Genomic DNA, 17,105 nt, shown 5'->3' with positions numbered 1-17,105 from the left:
TTCCTTGGGATAGAGGCCCGGGCGGTTCACCCCGGCCTGGGCGGCGAGGGTCTTGTGGTGACTGATCCCTGCCTCCAGCTTGCGAGCTTACGACCGTGCGGGTTGGTTGGCGATCAGAAGGGTGGTGTCGGCAGGGCGGAAGCCCAAGCGGGCGTAGATACGGGCGACGACTTCCTCCGCGTAGGCGAGGAAGACGGTGTGCACCCCGTGGTCGCGGGCGTGGGTGGCCAGGGCCGCCGTGATGGCGGCGGCCAGGCCTTGGCGGCGGGCGGTGGGCAGGGTGCCGACGCCGCCGATCTCGGTGGTGCCGTTCGCCGGGTGGTAGTGGCCGGCGGCGAGCGGGGTGCCGTCCGGGGCGAGGGCAGCAATGAGTGTCTTGTGTCCGGCGCGGATAGCGGGGCGGGTCGTTGCGGCCGTGCCGTCCGCGGCCAGTTCCTTGGCCACCACCGCCAGTTCCGCGCGGCCCGCCGAGCCCACCGCGGTGCCCGCCTCGGCGAAGGCCAGGCGGGGAAGGGCAAGGGCTGCGGGCAGGGCCGGGTCGTCGGCCGTCAGTGCGCGGATCGTGACGCCGTCCGGCAGGGGCTGCGCGGGCATCGCGTGGTGCGGGTCGAGGGCCATCAGCGGGCGTTCTTCCACCGGGAGGCCGACGGCCTCGATACGGGCGCGCAGCATCGGCTGTGCCTCCGCGAGCCACTCGAAGGCTTCCGGCACGCCGAGTTCGCGCTGCCGGCCGCGCACCCGGGCGATGTCGGCGGCGGTGACGACTGCTGAGCCCTCTCGGGTGGGCTGAGCGTGGCTCGGACCGCCGTAGTACGGCGTTCCTGGTTCCTTGCGGACAAACAGCCGCAACGGGCCGAACTCTTCGGCGTCGGCGAACAGCAGGGGCACTGTGGCGTAGTACTGCTCGATACGGGCTCGCAGCGATAGGTCGCTCATGCGGCGCATCCCACCACGGGGCGGCGTCCTGCCGCATCCGAAAAATTGCCGTCCGGAACCGACACAACCTCCCCCAACTCATCCGCATCGAGACACAGCGGCAGTGCTGGAGAAAGCGGTGCCGGGTGCGGGCCTGCCGCGAGAGCCTGAGCTCGGCCATCTGAATGTCCGCGCCGGCTCGCAGGCTTTCAGCGATGATGCGTCCTCGCATCATGAGTCGCTCCTTGCCGGCCATCCGAGCAGTTGGTCGCCTTCGGCACAGCACAGCGTCGTCATCGTCACGAACCCGTCCCAGCGCGTGCTGCGGCTTCGCTCCACTCGCCCGGAACGCGTGCCACGGAGGAGTCGAAAGCTGTGGCGTCGGTCAGGGCCTGCGACCGACGGCGGTGACGGACCACGGAACCGGGCTGTCGTGGTCTTGGCGGAACTCGGTCACCGCCGCCGGGAACGACGCACGCAGCCTGGCGGTCGGATCGATCAGCTCGGGCATCTGCTCATGATGCCCGTTGGTGTGGACAGGTCCCAGTAGTCATCGGCAGTTACGGCTTGGCGGGCTTGTTGGCGGGATTCCTTGCCCAGCGGCCTCGGCACAACCAGCTGCTGACCCCGCATCCCAGACGCCCGCCCGGCCTCGACCGGGCTGAGCGTCGACGCGCCGACGTCACAACGGAGGCCCTCACCGACTACCCGTCAGGCGTGCCGAGATCTCGGTCGTGCTCGGCGGGACGCTGAGGAGCGTGCCGAGTTCCGTCGCAGCGGCGGACGACGGCGACCCGGCGTCGAGCCGCGCCTCTGCGCCGACCAGAAGGACCCGCCACGCCCCCGGCACGCCCTCCGCCACGACGCTGACCACGTCACCGTCCCGGCGGGTACGGAACACGGCGTCCGCCGAGCCGTCCGTGGCCGGGATCGTGGTGAGCGTCGAGACGCCGTCGGCCGGCGCGTGCACGCGCAGTGTCACACCGTCCGCCCAGTCGTAGACGGCCGAGTCGTCGCTCGCGCCGAACGGGATCACCGACCCGGGGCGGGCGAGCAGCGGCAGGCTGTCGAAGCCGTAGCGCTCGCGCCGCCACCCGGGGCCCTGGATCCTCTCGCCGGAGAGCAGGTGGGTCCAGGTGCCCGCAGGCACGTAGTACTCGACCTCCCCCTCGGCCGAGAAGACGGGCGCGACGAGCAGATCGTCGCCCAGGATGTACTGCCGGTCCAGCGTGTGGCAGGCCGGATCGTCGGGAAACTCCAGCACCATGGCGCGCATCACCGGCGTCCCGTGCTCGGCGGCCTGCCGGGCCGCGCGGTACAGGTACGGCATCAGCCGGTGCTTCAGGCGCGTGAAGTCGCGTGTGACCGCGACCGCCTCGTCGTCGTAGTCCCACGGCACCCGGTACGACTTGCTGCCGTGCAGTCGGCTGTGCGACGACAGCAGCCCGAACTGCACCCACCGCTTGAACACCTCGGGCGTCGGCGTGCCCTCGAATCCGCCGATGTCATGGCTCCAGAAGCCGAAGCCGGACAGGCCCAGCGAGAGTCCGCCGCGCAGCGACTCGGCCATCGCGCCGAAGTGGGACTCGCAGTCGCCGCCCCAGTGCACGGGGAACTGCTGGCCCCCGGCCGTCGCCGAGCGGGCGAAGAGCACGGCCTCGCCCGCGCCCCTGGCCTCGGTGAGCACGTCGAAGACGGTCTCGTTGTACAGCTGCGTGTAGTAGTTGTGCATCCGCTCCGGGTCGGAGCCGTCGTGCCAGACCACATCGGTCGGGATGCGCTCGCCGAAGTCGGTCTTGAAGCAGTCGACGCCCTGCGCGGCCAGCACCCGCAGCTTGTCGGCGTACCACTGCCGCGCGTCGGGGTTGGTGAAGTCGACCAGGGCCATGCCCGCCTGCCACAGGTCCCACTGCCACACGTCGCCGCCCGCCCTGCGCACCAGATAGCCGTGGCGCTTGGCCTCCGCGAACAGCGGGGACTTCTGGGCGATGTAGGGGTTGATCCACACGGAGATGCGCAGATCGTGCTCGTCCTTCAGGCGCCGCAGCATGCCCTCGGGGTCCGGGAAGACGTCCGGGTCCCAGACGAAGTCGCACCACTGGTACTCGCGCATCCAGAAGCAGTCGAAGTGGAAAACGCCGAGCGGGATGTCGCGTTCGGCCATGCCGCGCACGAACCGGTTGACGGTCTCCTCGTCGTACGAGGTCGTGAACGATGTCGACAGCCACAGGCCGAACGACCAGGCGGGCGGCAGTGCCGGGCGGCCGGTCAGCGCCGTGTAGCGGTCGAGGATCTCCTTGGGCGTCGGGCCGTGGACGACGAAGTACTCCAGCGACTGGTCCTCGACGCTGAACTGCACCCGCCCGACGGCCTCGGAGCCGATTTCGTAGCTGACCTTGCCCGGGTGGTTGACGAAGACGCCGTAGCCCCGGTTGGTCAGATGGAACGGAACGTTCTTGTAGGCCTGCTCGCTCGCCGTGCCGCCGTCCGCCTGCCAGATGTCGACGGTCTGGCCGTTCTTGACGAACGGCGTGAAGCGCTCGCCGAGCCCGTACACCAGCTCGCCGACGCCGAGCGAGAGCTGGGCCAGCGAGTGGTGGGCGCCGTCACCGGTGACCGCGAAGCCGGTACCGCGGGCCTCGACCGAGGTCAGGACCCGGCCGCCCGCGGTGAAGTCGAGCCGCCAAGGGGCGGAGGTGTCCATGCGCAGGGACAGGTCACCGGCCGTCAGTTCCAGCAGCGCGCCGTCGCGGGTGACCTTGGCCTCATGGCCGGGTTCGGCGTGCAGCGTGAAGTCCGGGCCGCGCTCCGCGGCGCCGGCGTGATGGGTGGAGCGGATGCCGATCACGCCCTCGGCCGGCGACCAGCATTCGACGGTCAGCAGGGGGCTGTTGAGGGTGTGGCCGCGGTCGGTCACATGGCGGACGGGCGCGTAGAGGGTGAACCGGTCGTCGGTGGCCTGGACGTCGGCGACCTCCGCCGCGTACGAGGCGAGGACGCCGTCACGCATCAGCCAGTAGCCGTCGGTGAACTTCATCGGGTGTTCCTTGTGGGGGGTTGGCGGTCCGCGAGGACCGGGTGCGGCGAGACCTGCTGTCGGTGCCTCGCACACGGAAGTGCTGGTCGGGGTGGCACGACGGGACCGGCCGGACCCCCGCTCACGTGGCCGTGCCGGGAGTGCCGGTACGAGCGCGGTGGGCGGCGATCAGCCGCCGGTACCAGTGGTAGCTGTCCTTGGGGATGCGCTGTTGCGTGTCGTAGTCGACACGGACGATGCCGAAGCTCTGCTCATAGCCGCGGGCCCACTCGAAGTTGTCGAGCAGCGACCACACGTAGTAGCCGCGGACGTCCACGCCGGCGCGCATGGCGGCCGCGAGGGCTTCCAGGTGGCTGCGCAGGTACTCGACCCGGTCGGTGTCGCGGACGCGGCCCTCGGCATCGACGGTGTCGGCCTCCGCCGAGCCGTTCTCGGTGATCAGCACCGGTGGGAGTGTGGGATAGCGCTTGGCCAGGTCGACCAGGAGGTCCGTGAAGGTGTGCGGGACGACGGGCCAGCCCATGGTGGTGTGCCGCACGTCGTCGCGCCACATCTCCGTCGCCCGGACGTCGACGGCCGTACGCGTGGCCGGGTCCGGGTCCTCGTGGGGGGCGTCGGCGACGGTGATCGGCCGGTAGTAGTTGATGCCCACGAAGTCGAGCGGCGCGCCGATCAGGTCGAGGTCGCCGTCATGCCGAAACGATTCTTCCGACTCCAGGAGCTCGCCCCAGGTCTCGGTCTCGTGCGCCGGATAGCGTCCGGCGAACAGCGGCTCGAACCACACGTCGTTGTGCAGCGTCTCGACGCGGCGTACGGCGGCCAGGTCGGCCGGCGACTTTGTGGCCGGCAGCAGCCGGTCGGGGTTGAGCGTGATCCCGACCTCCTTGACGCCCGCGGCCCGCAGCGCGCGCACGGCGAGTCCGTGGCCGACGAGGAGATGGTGGGCGGCGGCGAGCGCGCCGCGGCCCTCGCGGGCACCCGGGGCGTGCCCGCCCGCCGCGTAGCCGATGAAGGCGCTGCAGAATGGCTCGTTGAGGGTGATCCAGCGGTCCACCCGGTCGCCGAGCCGGTCCGCCGCGATCGCCGTGTACTCGGCGAAGCGCTCCGCGGTCTCGCGCACCCGCCAGCCGCCCCGGTCCTCAAGAGCCTGTGGCAGGTCCCAGTGGTAGAGCGTGGCGGCTGGGGAGATCCCGGCGGCGAGCAGTTTGTCGACGAGCCGGTCGTAGAAGTCCAGTCCCGCCGTGTTCGCCGGGCCCGAGCCGGTCGGCTGGACGCGCGGCCAGGCGATGGAGAAGCGGTAGCTGTCCACGCCCAGATCGCGCAGGAGGGCGACGTCCTCGCGGTAGCGGTGGTAGTGGTCGCAGGCGATGTCGCCGGTGGCGCCCTGGGCGACGCGGCCGGGTTCACGGCTGAAGGTGTCCCAGATGGACGGGCCTCTGCCGTCCTCGTCGTACGCGCCCTCGATCTGGTAACTGGCCGTGGCGGCGCCGAAGAGGAAGCCGTCGGGGAAGCCGGGGAAACCGGAGGACTCAGGCAACTCAGGAATGCTCACGGGAAAACCGCCCTACTTGACCGATCCGCCGGTGATGCCGGCGGCGATGTACTTCTGAGCGACGACGAGCAGCACCGCGGCCGGCACCGCGGAGAGCACGGCGGTCGCCATCACCGCGCCCCAGTCGCTGACGTGGGCGCCCACGAACTGGTAGATGCCGAGGGTGATCGGCTTGACGTCGTCCGTGGTGTTGAGCGTCAGCGCGAAGATGAAGTCCGACCAGGCGAAGAGGAAGGTGAACAGACCCGCCGTGATCAGTGAGTTGCGGCTCATCGGCAGCACGATCCGGACGAACGCGGTGAACCGGTTCGCCCCGTCCACCATCGCCGCCTCCACCACCTCGGTGGGGATCGAGACCATGAACGCCCGCAGCAGCACGATCGCGAACGGCAGCCCGAGCGAGGCGTCCGCGAGGATCAGTCCCAGGTAGGAGTTGACCAGCCCCAGCTCCGCGTACGCGCTGTACATGGCGTTGGCGATGACGATGCCCGGCACCATCTGCGTGATGAGCGTGGTGAAGACGATGCCCTGGCCGCCGCGCAGGCCGAACTGGGCGAGCCCGTACGCGGCGGGCGCGGCCAGCGCCAGGCAGACGACGACGGCGCCGAGCGCGACACCGAGGCTGGTGAGCAGCGAGCCGCCCTGGGTGCTGATCGCCGTGTCGAAGTTCTTCAGGCTCGGCGCGGTGGGGAACCACTGCGTGGCGGCGATGCTCGACTCCGGCTGGAGCGCGGTGTTGAGCATCCAGTACACCGGGAAGAGCAGGACGGCCAGGATCAGCAGCGCGGCGGTGGTGTTCCAGGCCGAGCGCAGACGGGCAGAGCGGGTGGGCCGGTTCGCCGGCACGCTCATGGGTTGCTTCATCGTCAGTCACTTCCCCTTGCCGAAGTCGGCGCGGTTGGCCCGCAGGTACAGCACGGCGAAGACCGCGCTGATGAGGATCAGGACATTGCCCACGACGGCGCCCTGGCCGAAGTCGAGCTGCAGGAAGGACAGCTGGTATGTCACCGTGCCCAGCGTCTGCGTGGAGTCCGCGGGGCCGCCGGAGGTGAGCGCCAGGATCAGGTCGAGGATCTTCACCGTCGACATGAAGCCCAGCACCAGCACGACGGTGATCACCGGCCGGAGCATCGGCAGGGTGATGCTGCGGAACGTCCGCCACGGGCCGGAGCCGTCCAGCGCCGCGGCCTCGTACACGTCGCGCGGTATCTCCTGGAGCCCGCCGTAGAGGATCACCATGTTGAACGGAATGCCGATCCAGATATTGACCAGGACCGCGGACAGCAGCGCCACACTCGGACTGCTGAGCCACGGGACACCGTCCGCGGGTACCAGGCCGACCGCGTGCAGCACGGTGTTGAGCATGCCGTGCTCCTGGTCGAGGATGCGGCGCCAGACGACGGCGGACACCACCATGGGCACGAGCCAGGGCAGCAGCAGGACGGCACGGACCATCCCGGAGAGCCGGAAACGCCGGGAGAAGAAGACGGCGAGGGCGAGACCGATGGTGAACTGGCCGAGCAACGAGCCGACGGTGAAGAGCATCGTGTGCCACACGGCGTCGGTGAACAGCTCGTTGGCGAAGACGGCTCGCCAGTTGTCGAGGCCGTTGAACGGGGCCTCGCCGGTGAAGTACGTCTTCGGTGTGTAGCGCTGGAAGCTCATCACGATGTTGTTGACGAGCGGATAACCGAAGAACAGCGCCATGTAGGCGAGTGCCGGGGCGACGAAGAGCCAGCGCAGCAGCCGCTGGCGCCTGGGCGCTCGGTGCGTGCGCGTGTGCGTCTTACCTGTGGCGTTGGCGGGCGCGATCGAGGTGATGGTGGTCATGGCCGGCTCCTCACTTCCCTGCCGAGGCCTGCTGCTGCGCCCGGTGCATGGCCTGTTCCGGGCTGGTACGCCCGGTCAGCACGGACTGGAAGGCGCCGGCCAGCGCGTCACCGACGACGGGCCATCCGGTCCCGACCTGCGCGGTGCGGGAACGGGCCGTGGTGACCAGGTCGGCGAAGGCGGCGAGCTTCGGGTTCTGGGTGGCGTACGCCTGGGCGGCCGCGGCGCGCGTGGGCACGTTGTTCACGGACTCGCCCCACTGGAGCTGGTTCTGCTCGGAGTTGAGGCAGTTGAGCAGCTCGCCGGCCTTCTTCTCGCGGGCCGGATCGTCCTCGTTCTTCGGTACGGCCATGACGGTGCCGCCGATGGGCGGTACCGCGGCCCTGCCTGCCTCGGGGACCGGGATGCTCGCGACCGCCCAGTCCACGTTCTTCTGGGCGCTGAGGACCGGCACCTGCCACGGGCCGTTGATCATCATGGCGGCGCGGCCCGCCATGAACTGGTCGTTGACGTCCTGCTGGTTCCAGTTGACGACCGACCTCGACGCGGAGCCGTCCGCCACGAGGTCCTTCCAGAGCTGGAGCGCGGCCTCGCCCTTGCCGTTGTCGAGCTTCGCCTCGTCGCCGCCGGCGGACCAGAAGAAGGGCAGGAACTGGTACACGCCGTCCGCGTTGGGGCTCGCGCTGAAGGCCATCCCGTACGTGTCGCCCGCGGTCAGCTTCTTCGCGGCCTCCCGCAGCTCGGCCCAGGTTCGCGGCGGATCGATGCCCGCGTCCTTGAGGAGCTTGGTGTTGTAGATCAGGGCGAGCGAGTTGACGGAACGGGCGATGCCGTACTGGACGCCGTCGTAGGAGCCGAGGGAGGTGGCGCTCGCGGAGAAGCCCGACGTGTCGACGCCGGCCTCCGCCAGGGGGCGCAGTCCTTCGGTCTGCGCGAACTGCGGCAGCTCCGAGCCGTCGAGCTCCAGGATGTCGGTGAGCGAGTCGGACGACGCCATCCGCAGCACCTTCGACGCGATCTGGTCGGCGGGCACACTGACCTGCTCGACCCTCACGCCCAGCGGCTTGGCGCATCGGTCGAAGAACCGCTGGTTGGCGGTGTGCTCGGCGGTGTCGGTCGCCGAGTTGAGCACGGTGACGGTGCCCGGGTCGGGCTCCGCGGCGCAGCCGGTCAGGCCCAGCGCGGCGGTGGCGCACGCGAGGGTCGCGGCGAGCACGGGAACCCGCGCGCCTCCGGCTCTTGCGGCTCCTGCTCTGATGCGTCCTGCTAGGGACGGCATGGTCGTTTCTCCCTTACATGTGCGTCTCTGAACATGCAGTGATCTGGCGCAGGCTGGGTGGGCGGTCCCGCTGCGTACGGGCGGCCCGGCCTGCTCAGTCGCCGGCCGGCGGGGCGATGGTGGGCCCGGCCATACGCGGCTGGATCGGGTGGTACGGCGCTCCGGGGGACGCGTTCGAGGCGCGTGCCTCGCGTGTCTTCGTGCGGAGCGGGGCAGAGGAGGACTCTGTGGTGCCGCAGCCGAGCTCGACCGCCTCGATGGCGAGTCGGGCCACGGCCGCGGACATCTCGGCGACGGGCAGGTCGATCCGGGGCAGATGCCGGATGCCCAGCTCGTCGGGGAGGCTGCCGACGAGGACGACGGACAGGTCGTCGGGGACCCGCCGCCCGGCCGAGGCCACCGCGTCCAGCAGGTGAGGGAGGAGGATCAGGTGCTGGACGACCAGAGCGGTCGGCGCAGGACTGGTGGTCAACGCCTCGCGCAGCCGGCGCCCGAGGACGTCCGGGTCGCGGTGGGAGGAGACCACGCGCACCTCCGCGCCGGTCTCGTGGGCCGCGCGCCGGGCGCCGTCGAGACCGTGCAGCGCGTAACCACGGCGGGCGGCGATCTCGTGCTCGGCAGACGACAGGAAGACGATCCGCCGGTGGCCGGCCGCCGCGGTCTCGCGCAGCGCGAGGGCGACCGCGGCCTCCCAGTCGAGATCGGTCCAGGGAAGCCCGGCATGGCCGTCATGGCCGAGCAGCGCCGCGGGAAAGCCCAGCTCGTGCAGGACCTCTATGCGGGGATCGCGCTCCTCGACCGCCATCAGCACCGCCGCGTCCGCGAGTCCGCTGCGGGCCACCCGGCGCAGGCCGCCGACGCCGTCCTCATCGGTGATGAGGAGGACGTCGTGGTCGTGGCCGCGGGCGGCGTCGGTGACGTCGACGGCGAACCTGCCGTCGATCGCGCGGTACTCGCCGGGCACGCGCGGCACAGCCAGCGCGAGCACGTGGGTACGGGCACTGCGCAGAGTGCGGGCGCTGGCACGCGGGTGATAGCCGAGCTCCGCGATGGCGGCCTGAACTGCCCGTCGGGTGTCCTCGGAGATCTTGCGGGAGCCGCTCAGGACGTAGGAGACGGTGCTCGGCGCCACACCCGCCCGTTCGGCAACGTCCTTGATCGTGGCCATCCTCGCCCCTGTCTGCCCGTCTCAGTTCTGCCCGGTTCGATTGTCGAATCGATTCGACAATCGACATCACGACGGACGTCGAATCGATTCGATGATGGGCGAGACTGTAGACAGGAGGTGCGAGCAAAGGCAATGCCCTGCCAGATACGTCACGTTTACTCGCATTTGTCGGAATTTACTGGTAGCGGTCGGGCCGGAGGCAGCCAACTACGCCTGTTTTTACGGAGCTTGGTCACCTGAGGCCTTGCGTTTGGATCATCGGGCAGGACACAGAAAGCTGCTGGCGAGCGCCCACGACTGCTTCGCCGCCCACCCCGAATGCTTCCGTCGGATGACCTGTGGCCGTTTGGAACCCTGCGCCGGCCAACGCGCTCTCGCCGACCCCGCTTCACCGCCGCGAGAACGGGTCCGACAGGCCGCGGAAAATCGACGAACCGCTCCGCACACCCAGGGAGGCGACCTCCTCGTAGGGTCGGGGACTGGCGCGGTGGCTGACGCTCCGTTTCCCGTCCCCGCCGCTTTCAAATCCGTCGGGATGGCGCCTTCCTGAACCAGGACGGCACGCTGCCTGCCGGGGCCGAGGTCGTCGAGCTGACCGGCATGGTCGATCTGAACGGCTGTCCGGCCGGCACCCGCATCATCGTGCGCCGTGAGCGCTCGCACCTCGGAGCCCAACTGTCCCTGTTCGACCAGGACGAGGGCCTGCGCCATCAGGTGTTCCTCACCGACACTCCCTACTCCGGCGGCGGGTCCCCCAGTTCCTGGAGGTCCGTCACCGCGGGCATGCATGCGTCGAGGACCACATCCGTTGCGGCAAGGCCACCGGCTTCGGCCGCTTCCCCTCCCGCGACTGCGGCGTTAATGCCGCCTGGTTCGAACTCAGCCTCGCGGCAATCGACCTGCCGGCCTGGACCCGTGTCCTGCTGCTGGATGGGGGAGCCGGCCGCCGCCGAACCGAAGAAACTCCGCTACCGGCTGCGGCACGTCGCCGCCCGCCTCACCCGCGGCGGCCGACGCCTGCGCTTACGGATACCGGAGACCTGGCCCTGGAGACACGAACCGACCACGGCTTTCCGCCGTCTCACCGCACTGCCCGTCCCGCCGGCCGACCGACAAACCCCTGCCCGCCCACAACCCGAAAGACCTTGGAGAACCCGACCACCGCGCCGGGACTTCGCCATGCCCAAGCAGCGAAATCACCCCGCCCACCTGACTGCAGACGATCAGTGACGTCTCATCACCCCAACCGAAACGGCGGGACTGGTCATAGGTTGCCCTATTGAATAGTCGATGCTTTAATCAATTTGCGGTTGGACCTCGGCTCAAGGGGCCGGCGGCACCAACGTTCCGTCGCGGGGCACCCGTTGCCGGGGATGCGCGCACACCCAGCAGCGCACCTGTGGCCGTCGGTCATGACCTGTCGGCGTCCTACCTGAACAAGCAGCTGCAGCAGTTGGTCGAGGCCGGCGCAGAAACAGGAGAACCATGCATGCTTGACGGATTCGAAGACCGGTACGCCGAGGTGAACGGAACCCGACTTCATTACGTTGTCGGGGGTGAAGGCGAGCCGCTCGTCCTCATGGACGGATGGCCGCGCACATGGCACGGCCTCATCAAAATCCTGCCCTTGCTGGCGAAGCGCTTCCGCGTCATCGCCGTGGACTACCGCGGTCAGGGTGATTCGGACAAGCCCGCAGACGGCTACGACAAGAAGACCATGGCGAAGGACGTCTACAAACTGGTTCGCAGCCTGGGCTATGCGCAGGTGAACATCGCCGGCGGGGACGTCGGTGCGATGGTCGCGTATGCTTTCGCAGCGAATTATCCGCAGGCCACCAAGAAGCTGGCGCTGTGGGAAGGCGGACCCTTCTCCCAGATATTCCTGGACATCGTCGGTCCCTTTCCTAAGCCCGGCGAGCCGAACGCATGGTGGTATCCGCTGAGCCAGATCGAGGGCCTGCCCGCGAAGCTACTTGCCGGGCGCTTCCGGCATGTGATCGATTGGTCGATCGACCATTTTGCGGTCCACCCGGAGCGGATCGGCGAGGAAAGCCGAGCCATCTACGCCGCGGCGTACAACGATCCCGACGCGCTGGCCGCGGCTTTCGGCGTGTACAAGACCTTCCATCAGGACCTCGCCGACAACAACGCCTACCCGCCGTTGACCATGCCGGTCCTGGGGCTGGGCGCTCAGTACGTTGCCGCGGTGCAGGCAATGATGGACGGCAAGGCCACCGACATCCGATACCGCACGATCAAGGACAGCGGCCATTACGTAGCTGAAGAGCAGCCGGAAGCGCTCGCCGCCGAACTGGAGAAGTTCTTCGGCTGACCACCGGCGTTGCCGGACTTGCCGCTGACATGGCATCAGTGCGTAACACAGTACATCCTCTCAGAATTGGGATCCCATGACCTTTATACTGCCTGACCTGCCCCTTGATGACCCGCGCTGGTACCAGCGCGGTGCGCTCTACGTGCCTTCCGGCAAGGGGCCCACGGTGTGGGCCGCAGGTGACGTCTACACGATCAAGGCGACGGGCGCGCAGACGAACGGCGGGTTCGGCTTCATTGAGGCCACGGTTCCGGCCGGCGGCGGACCGCTGGCCCATGTCCACCCCGGGGAGGAAGAGACGTTCTACATCCTGGATGGGGAATTGGAGTTCCTGGACGGCGACCACGTCTTCACAGCCGTGGCCGGTGACTTCATCCACATCCCCCGGGGGGTTCGCCACCGCTTCACGAACAAGGGCAACCACGCTGCCAAGATGATCTTTATGTTCACGCCTGCCGGGCTGGAGCAGATCATCGCCGACCATGCCCAACCTGCCCGGCCCGGGGAGGCGCCGCCGTCACAGATCGACGACGAGCAGATCGCGCGGTACGAAAAGATGGCCGAGCTGACGAAGGTGATCAATCTTCCGGAAGTTTCCTGAACCGACTTACAGGCCATGTCATTTGGCTTGCTCGATAACCCCTCGGGGTGGGGATCGTTGAGCGGCTGGTGCCGGATGAGCTTTGGGAGTTGTTCCAGCGCGTGGTGCCGGAGGCGCCGACCCGTCCGCAAGGTGGCGGCCGGCGCCGGCACGGCGACCGTGAAGTACTGACCGCGATCGTGTTGGTGGCCACGTCGGGCTGCACGTGGCAGCAGTTGCCGTCCGCCTCGTTCGAACCTTCGGGCGCCACAGCCCACCGGCGGTTCGCGGAGTGGTCGAGGGCCAGGGTGTGGGCGAAGCTCCACCGCCTGGTCCTCGACGAGCTCGGTGCCCGCGGCGAGCTGGACTGGTCCCGCTGCGCGGTCGACTCGGTGAACATGCGGGCCCTGAAAAGGGGGGAGCTGGCAGGCCCGAATCCTGTAGACCGGGGCAAGCACGGCTCGAAAATCCACTTGATCACCGAACGTACTGGTCTTCCCCTCTCGGTCGGCATCTCCGGTGCCAACGTCCACGACAGCCAGGCTCTGATCCCGCTCGTGCAGGGCATCCCGCCGATCCGCTCCCGACGCGGCAGGCGACGCCGCAGGCCGGGCAAGCTCCATGGCGACAAGGGGTACGACTAAGGCCACCTGCGGCGATGGTTACGCAGCCGGGGCATCACACCCCGAATCGCACGCAAGGCAACAGTCTCCAGCCAACGGCTCGGTCGGCACCGCTGGACCATCGAACGCACGTTGCATCGGCGTCGCAAGACCGTCGTGGCCTGCGACACCTGCCATGACCGAATCCACTCAAAACGGCCTGCCAAAACAGACACGCAGTAGTCACTGGAGAGCCGGATGACTGGGAAACCGTCATGTCCGGTTCGGCGGGAGGCCGCGCGGAACAGGACCTGACTCGCCGGATGCCGATGCCTCCACCGACGCTACGAACGCAAAGCCAGCCACTTCCTGGCCTTCACCAGCATCGCCTGCACCCTCATCTGCTACCGCAGACTCGCCGAATGCGATGACTTGTTGACAGGCGAAGCGAGCTCAGGGCGACTCCAAGGCCCAGGGGCCGACCCCGCCGATGCGTTCGATGGAGTAGCGCACGACGTAGCCGGGGCCCTTCGGCGCTGGGAATTCAGCGTCAGGGGACACATAGACCTTCGCGAGCCGGTTGAGCAGATCCCATGTGCCGTCACTCGGCTGCACGGTGGCCCGCGCTCTCAGCACGGCGTACGGGTTCAGGAAGACACCGGGTTCCCGCGGCGCGTCGAACGACAGCACGACGCGCGGGTCCCGCTCGATGTTGCGCAGCTTCACGTGCCGCGACATATGACCGCTGACGACGTCATCGCCGTCCAGGCCGATCCAGATGACAGTCACGTGAGGACTCCCATCGGCACTGATGGTACTCAGATGGGCCATGGGGCCGGAATCGATCAACTCTCGAAGCTCGCGTGGCAGATCATTCATCGCTTCATCCCTTCTGTCGTAGCCTTACCGCAATTCTCCGGGCGGGCTTGATCACACCCCGGCTGACTCGCCGATGTCCCGCGGCGGGACCGGCGACGACGGCGCAGTCGCACATGCGACGGTCCGCCGAACTCTTCGAGCGCGAGACTGCTCACTGCGTCTCGCACGGCTGACTCCACCTCGGCACTGACGAGATGCGCCCATTTGGCCGCATAGTGAGAGGCATGGCCATCTATGACACGCTCGGTGCGACGTAGGTCCGGACCCGGCGCCCAGATTCGCGGATCGCCGCGCAGATTCACGCCGCGCTGGGGACGCCGCGGACGTGATCAACGTAGGAGCGGGTACCGGCTCCTACGAGCCACCGCAGACGGTGCCTGCCATCGAGCCCAGCCAGGTCATGCTTGCCCAACGCCCACCACGGGCCGCGCCCGCCGTGCGCGCGGTCGCCGAACACCCTCCGCTGCGCGACAACACTGCCGACGCCGTCATGGCAGTGCTGACCGTCCACCACTGGCCCGACCTGACAGCCGGAATCGCCCAACTCCGCCGGATCGCCCGCCGCCGCGTCGTCATCCTGACCTCAGACCAGCACATCTTCCGCGAGCAGTTTCGGCTCGTACGCGCGTACCTCCCGCAGGCCGCCACCTTCGACGACACCCGCACCACCGTCACGCCGACCTGCTCGGGCTCGACACCATCGACGTCGGCTATCGGCTACTAGTGGCAGAGCCCTGACCTGCGCCAGGGGCAGGGAACCGAACTCCCCGATTCCGACTACGGCGTCAGCATCCAGTCCAGACGAAGGGAAGCTGAATGCAGGCCAGGGTTGGGGACAGGCTCCTCGTTCACGGCAGGATCGTGGGACAGCACGACCGGACGGCAGAGGTCATCGAGGTGCTCGGTGAGGACGGTTCTCCGCCCTATCGCGTCCGTTTCGAGGACGGGCACGAGACGGTGATGTCTCCAGGCCCAGACACCGTCATCCGCCATTTCTCGCCTGCTGAGAAGTGACGCGTCAGCGAGGAGCTGTCCGGTCGACCAAGTGACCGCGTCCGGCTCGGATTCGGTCTCGTGCGTCAGCAGCGTGCAGTGAACCCCTGGTGCGGGGCAACCAGTTGGCGGTCGGGGCGGGCGACGATGACGGAGGAGCGGAGCGTGCGGGCGGCGAGCCGGTCGACCTCGCTTCCAGGCGGCCAGCGGGCGCGCGTGCTGCCCGCGTCGTCGGAGCAATGCGGCCGGAGAGCGACCGCACAGGCACGGCAGAGGAACCTGGCTTGGCGGATAACTGCCCCCCGCCGGCCGCTCGTTGCCGGAACATGGGACGACACAATCCGCGATGCGGGCTGCGCGTACGAGGGCGCATCTCGCCGGGATCGGCGTGGACATCCTCCGGCACGCCCTGCGCGCGATGGAAGGCCGACGCGGAGGCCGCCGCCTGGACCGCGGCTGAGCCACGCCTCGCGGGCAGCGCCGCGACCGCGGCCCACCGCGCGGCGGCGCCTGCCCGCGAGGCGCCGCTGAAGCCGGGGCCGATCCAGCGCCACGCCGGCCAGGCACTCGCCGTGGCGGCGGCGTCGTTCGCCGGATCGTTGCTAGTGCTGTGACCGCATAGGTTCGCCGGGTTGGTGGTCGTGGCGGTTGGATGTGCGGTGACATCCGATCTGATCGCTGGAGGCGTGGTGGCTGAGCCTGTCCGTGTGCGCAGACTGACCGACCAGGAGGGGCGGCGTCTGCAGCAGATCGTGCGCCGTGGCAGTACGAGTTCGGTGCGCTATCGGCGGGCGATGATGCTGCTGGCCTCGGCCGGCGGGAACCGTGTGCCGGTGATCGCCCAGCTGGTGCAGGCCGACGACGACACCGTGCGCGATGTGATCCACCGGTTCAACGAGATCGGCCTGGCCTGCCTGGACCCTCAATGGGCGGGAGGCCGTCCCCGCCTGCTCAGCCCTGACGACGAGAACTTCGTCATCCAGACGGCCACCACCCGCCCCGCCAAGCTCGGCCAGCCCTTCACCCGCTGGTCGCTGCGCAAACTCGTCGCCTACCTGCGCAAAGTCCACGGCCGGGTGATCCGAATCGGCCGCGAGACCTTACGCGGCCTGCTCGCCCGCCGCGGCGTGACCTTCCAGCGGACCAAGACCTGGAAGGAGTCCACCGACCCTGAGCGCGACGCCAAGCTCGACCGGATCGAGTACGTCCTGGAGAACTTCCCCGACCGCGTATTCGCTTTTGACGAGTTCGGCCCGCTGGGCATCCGCCCCACCGGGGGAGCCTGCTGGGCCGGGCAGGGCCGCCCCGACCGAGTCCCGGCGACCTACCACCGCACCCACGGCGTCACCTACTTCCACGGCTGCTACTCGATCGGCGACGACACCTTGTGGGGCGTCAACCGCCGTCGCAAGGGAGCGGCCAACAGCCTGGCCGCACTCAAGTCCGTCCGGGCCGCCCGCCCGGACGGCGCCCCGATCTACGTGATCCTGGACAACCTCTCCGCGCACAAGGGCACGAAGATCCGCCGGTGGGCGCAGAAGAACAAGGTCGAGCTGTGCTTCACCCCGACCAACGCCTCCTGGGCCAACCCGATCGAGGCGCACTTCGGGCCACTGCGGCAGTTCACCCTCGCCAACTCCCACCATCCGAACCACACAGTCCAGACCCGTGAGCTGCACGCATACCTGCGCTGGCGCAACACCAACGCCCGCCACCCCGACGTCCTGGCCGCCCAACGCAAAGAACGCGCCCGCATCCGCAGCGAGAAAGGCATCCGCTGGGGCGGACGCGCCCTCGCCGACGCGGCCTGACCCAACCGGCGAACCTATGCGGTCACAGCACTAGTCGCCGGGTGACCCCGGGCGGGCCGTCGGTGCAGCTTCCCCTATTCGATCTACGCCCCCTGAAACGACATCAGGCGGCGGTACGCTCCTTCCG

15 protein-coding genes and 1 pseudogene are annotated in these 17,105 nt (G+C 68.9%); 7 read left to right on the top strand and 9 right to left on the bottom strand.

Annotation, left to right across the window (positions count from 1 at the left end):
* Positions 1-87: 87 nt before the first annotated feature.
* The 8 genes from C4B68_RS38960 to C4B68_RS38930 form a co-directional block, all read right to left on the bottom strand.
* Positions 88-936 carry a GNAT family N-acetyltransferase gene (locus C4B68_RS38960; RefSeq protein WP_099505833.1) on the bottom strand — a complete coding sequence of 283 codons (849 nt, stop codon included), beginning with the start codon at positions 934-936 and terminating at the stop codon, positions 88-90.
* 364 nt (positions 937-1,300) lie between these two features.
* Complete coding sequence (locus C4B68_RS44255; RefSeq protein ID WP_257217514.1) at positions 1,301-1,426, bottom strand: hypothetical protein; 126 nt, start codon at positions 1,424-1,426, stop codon at positions 1,301-1,303.
* A 186-nt stretch (positions 1,427-1,612) separates the two neighbouring features.
* Positions 1,613-3,952, bottom strand: coding sequence for an alpha-xylosidase (gene yicI, locus C4B68_RS38955; protein ID WP_099505819.1), 2,340 nt, complete (start codon positions 3,950-3,952; stop codon positions 1,613-1,615).
* Positions 3,953-4,073: 121 nt separating this feature from the next.
* Entirely contained in the window at positions 4,074-5,504 is a 1,431-nt protein-coding gene (locus tag C4B68_RS38950) for a GH1 family beta-glucosidase (protein WP_420824031.1), read from the bottom strand.
* A gap of 12 nt (positions 5,505-5,516) precedes the next feature.
* Positions 5,517-6,356: a carbohydrate ABC transporter permease gene (locus C4B68_RS38945; RefSeq protein WP_099505820.1), complete on the bottom strand. Its 840-nt coding sequence runs from the start codon at positions 6,354-6,356 to the stop codon at positions 5,517-5,519.
* 18 nt (positions 6,357-6,374) lie between these two features.
* A complete protein-coding gene (locus C4B68_RS38940; protein ID WP_099505821.1) occupies positions 6,375-7,334 on the bottom strand; it encodes a carbohydrate ABC transporter permease in 960 nt (319 codons plus the stop codon).
* A gap of 10 nt (positions 7,335-7,344) precedes the next feature.
* Positions 7,345-8,613, bottom strand: coding sequence for an ABC transporter substrate-binding protein (locus tag C4B68_RS38935; RefSeq protein ID WP_099505822.1), 1,269 nt, complete (start codon positions 8,611-8,613; stop codon positions 7,345-7,347).
* Positions 8,614-8,707: 94 nt separating this feature from the next.
* On the bottom strand, positions 8,708-9,781 hold the full coding sequence (locus C4B68_RS38930) for a LacI family DNA-binding transcriptional regulator (RefSeq protein ID WP_099505823.1): 1,074 nt from the start codon (positions 9,779-9,781) through the stop codon (positions 8,708-8,710).
* Positions 9,782-11,270: 1,489 nt separating this feature from the next.
* On the opposite strand from C4B68_RS38930, the gene C4B68_RS38920 reads away from it, so the two are divergent.
* The 3 genes and pseudogenes from C4B68_RS38920 to C4B68_RS38910 all read left to right on the top strand — a co-directional run.
* On the top strand, positions 11,271-12,113 hold the full coding sequence (locus tag C4B68_RS38920) for an alpha/beta fold hydrolase (RefSeq protein WP_143674484.1): 843 nt from the start codon (positions 11,271-11,273) through the stop codon (positions 12,111-12,113).
* Positions 12,114-12,189: 76 nt separating this feature from the next.
* Complete coding sequence (locus tag C4B68_RS38915; RefSeq protein ID WP_099505825.1) at positions 12,190-12,714, top strand: cupin domain-containing protein; 525 nt, start codon at positions 12,190-12,192, stop codon at positions 12,712-12,714.
* Positions 12,715-12,761: 47 nt separating this feature from the next.
* A pseudogene (locus C4B68_RS38910) lies at positions 12,762-13,451 on the top strand (IS5 family transposase); the annotation flags it as partial.
* A 297-nt stretch (positions 13,452-13,748) separates the two neighbouring features.
* Here C4B68_RS38910 and C4B68_RS38900 read toward each other — a convergent pair.
* Positions 13,749-14,174: a PPOX class F420-dependent oxidoreductase gene (locus C4B68_RS38900; protein ID WP_099505826.1), complete on the bottom strand. Its 426-nt coding sequence runs from the start codon at positions 14,172-14,174 to the stop codon at positions 13,749-13,751.
* A 325-nt stretch (positions 14,175-14,499) separates the two neighbouring features.
* On the opposite strand from C4B68_RS38900, the gene C4B68_RS38895 reads away from it, so the two are divergent.
* The 4 genes from C4B68_RS38895 (at position 14,500) to C4B68_RS38885 (ending at position 16,978) form a co-directional block, all read left to right on the top strand.
* Positions 14,500-14,898, top strand: a complete 399-nt coding sequence (locus tag C4B68_RS38895) for a class I SAM-dependent methyltransferase (RefSeq protein WP_099505827.1) — start codon at positions 14,500-14,502, stop codon at positions 14,896-14,898.
* Between the two features lie 92 nt (positions 14,899-14,990).
* Entirely contained in the window at positions 14,991-15,188 is a 198-nt protein-coding gene (locus tag C4B68_RS38890) for a DUF1918 domain-containing protein (RefSeq protein ID WP_099505828.1), read from the top strand.
* Positions 15,189-15,493: 305 nt separating this feature from the next.
* Positions 15,494-15,781 (top strand): hypothetical protein, encoded by a 288-nt coding sequence (locus C4B68_RS41510; RefSeq protein WP_146119957.1) that lies wholly within the window; start codon positions 15,494-15,496, stop codon positions 15,779-15,781.
* 75 nt (positions 15,782-15,856) lie between these two features.
* Positions 15,857-16,978, top strand: a complete 1,122-nt coding sequence (locus tag C4B68_RS38885) for an IS630 family transposase (protein WP_338059730.1) — start codon at positions 15,857-15,859, stop codon at positions 16,976-16,978.
* Positions 16,979-17,105 lie beyond the last annotated feature (127 nt).

It is taken from the genome of Streptomyces dengpaensis (genome assembly GCF_002946835.1).
In the GTDB taxonomy this organism is placed as follows: Bacteria; Actinomycetota; Actinomycetes; order Streptomycetales; family Streptomycetaceae; genus Streptomyces; species Streptomyces dengpaensis.
The sequence above is the reverse complement of the archived record's forward strand: the minus strand, read 5'-3'. Positions and strand labels throughout refer to the sequence as shown.

Excerpts from the sequence above, each read along its gene's own strand:
- C4B68_RS38960 (WP_099505833.1), bottom strand. The coding sequence starts at position 936 with ATGAGCGACCTATCGCTGCGAGCCCGTATCGAGCAGTACTACGCCACA.
- C4B68_RS44255 (WP_257217514.1), bottom strand. The coding sequence starts at position 1,426 with ATGCCCGAGCTGATCGATCCGACCGCCAGGCTGCGTGCGTCGTTCCCG.
- yicI (WP_099505819.1), bottom strand. The coding sequence starts at position 3,952 with ATGAAGTTCACCGACGGCTACTGGCTGATGCGTGACGGCGTCCTCGCC.
- C4B68_RS38945 (WP_099505820.1), bottom strand. The coding sequence starts at position 6,356 with ATGAGCGTGCCGGCGAACCGGCCCACCCGCTCTGCCCGTCTGCGCTCG.
- C4B68_RS38940 (WP_099505821.1), bottom strand. The coding sequence starts at position 7,334 with ATGACCACCATCACCTCGATCGCGCCCGCCAACGCCACAGGTAAGACG.
- C4B68_RS38935 (WP_099505822.1), bottom strand. The coding sequence starts at position 8,613 with ATGCCGTCCCTAGCAGGACGCATCAGAGCAGGAGCCGCAAGAGCCGGA.
- C4B68_RS38930 (WP_099505823.1), bottom strand. The coding sequence starts at position 9,781 with ATGGCCACGATCAAGGACGTTGCCGAACGGGCGGGTGTGGCGCCGAGC.
- C4B68_RS38920 (WP_143674484.1), top strand. The coding sequence starts at position 11,271 with ATGCTTGACGGATTCGAAGACCGGTACGCCGAGGTGAACGGAACCCGA.
- C4B68_RS38915 (WP_099505825.1), top strand. The coding sequence starts at position 12,190 with ATGACCTTTATACTGCCTGACCTGCCCCTTGATGACCCGCGCTGGTAC.
- C4B68_RS38900 (WP_099505826.1), bottom strand. The coding sequence starts at position 14,174 with ATGAATGATCTGCCACGCGAGCTTCGAGAGTTGATCGATTCCGGCCCC.
- C4B68_RS38890 (WP_099505828.1), top strand. The coding sequence starts at position 14,991 with ATGCAGGCCAGGGTTGGGGACAGGCTCCTCGTTCACGGCAGGATCGTG.
- C4B68_RS41510 (WP_146119957.1), top strand. The coding sequence starts at position 15,494 with ATGGGACGACACAATCCGCGATGCGGGCTGCGCGTACGAGGGCGCATC.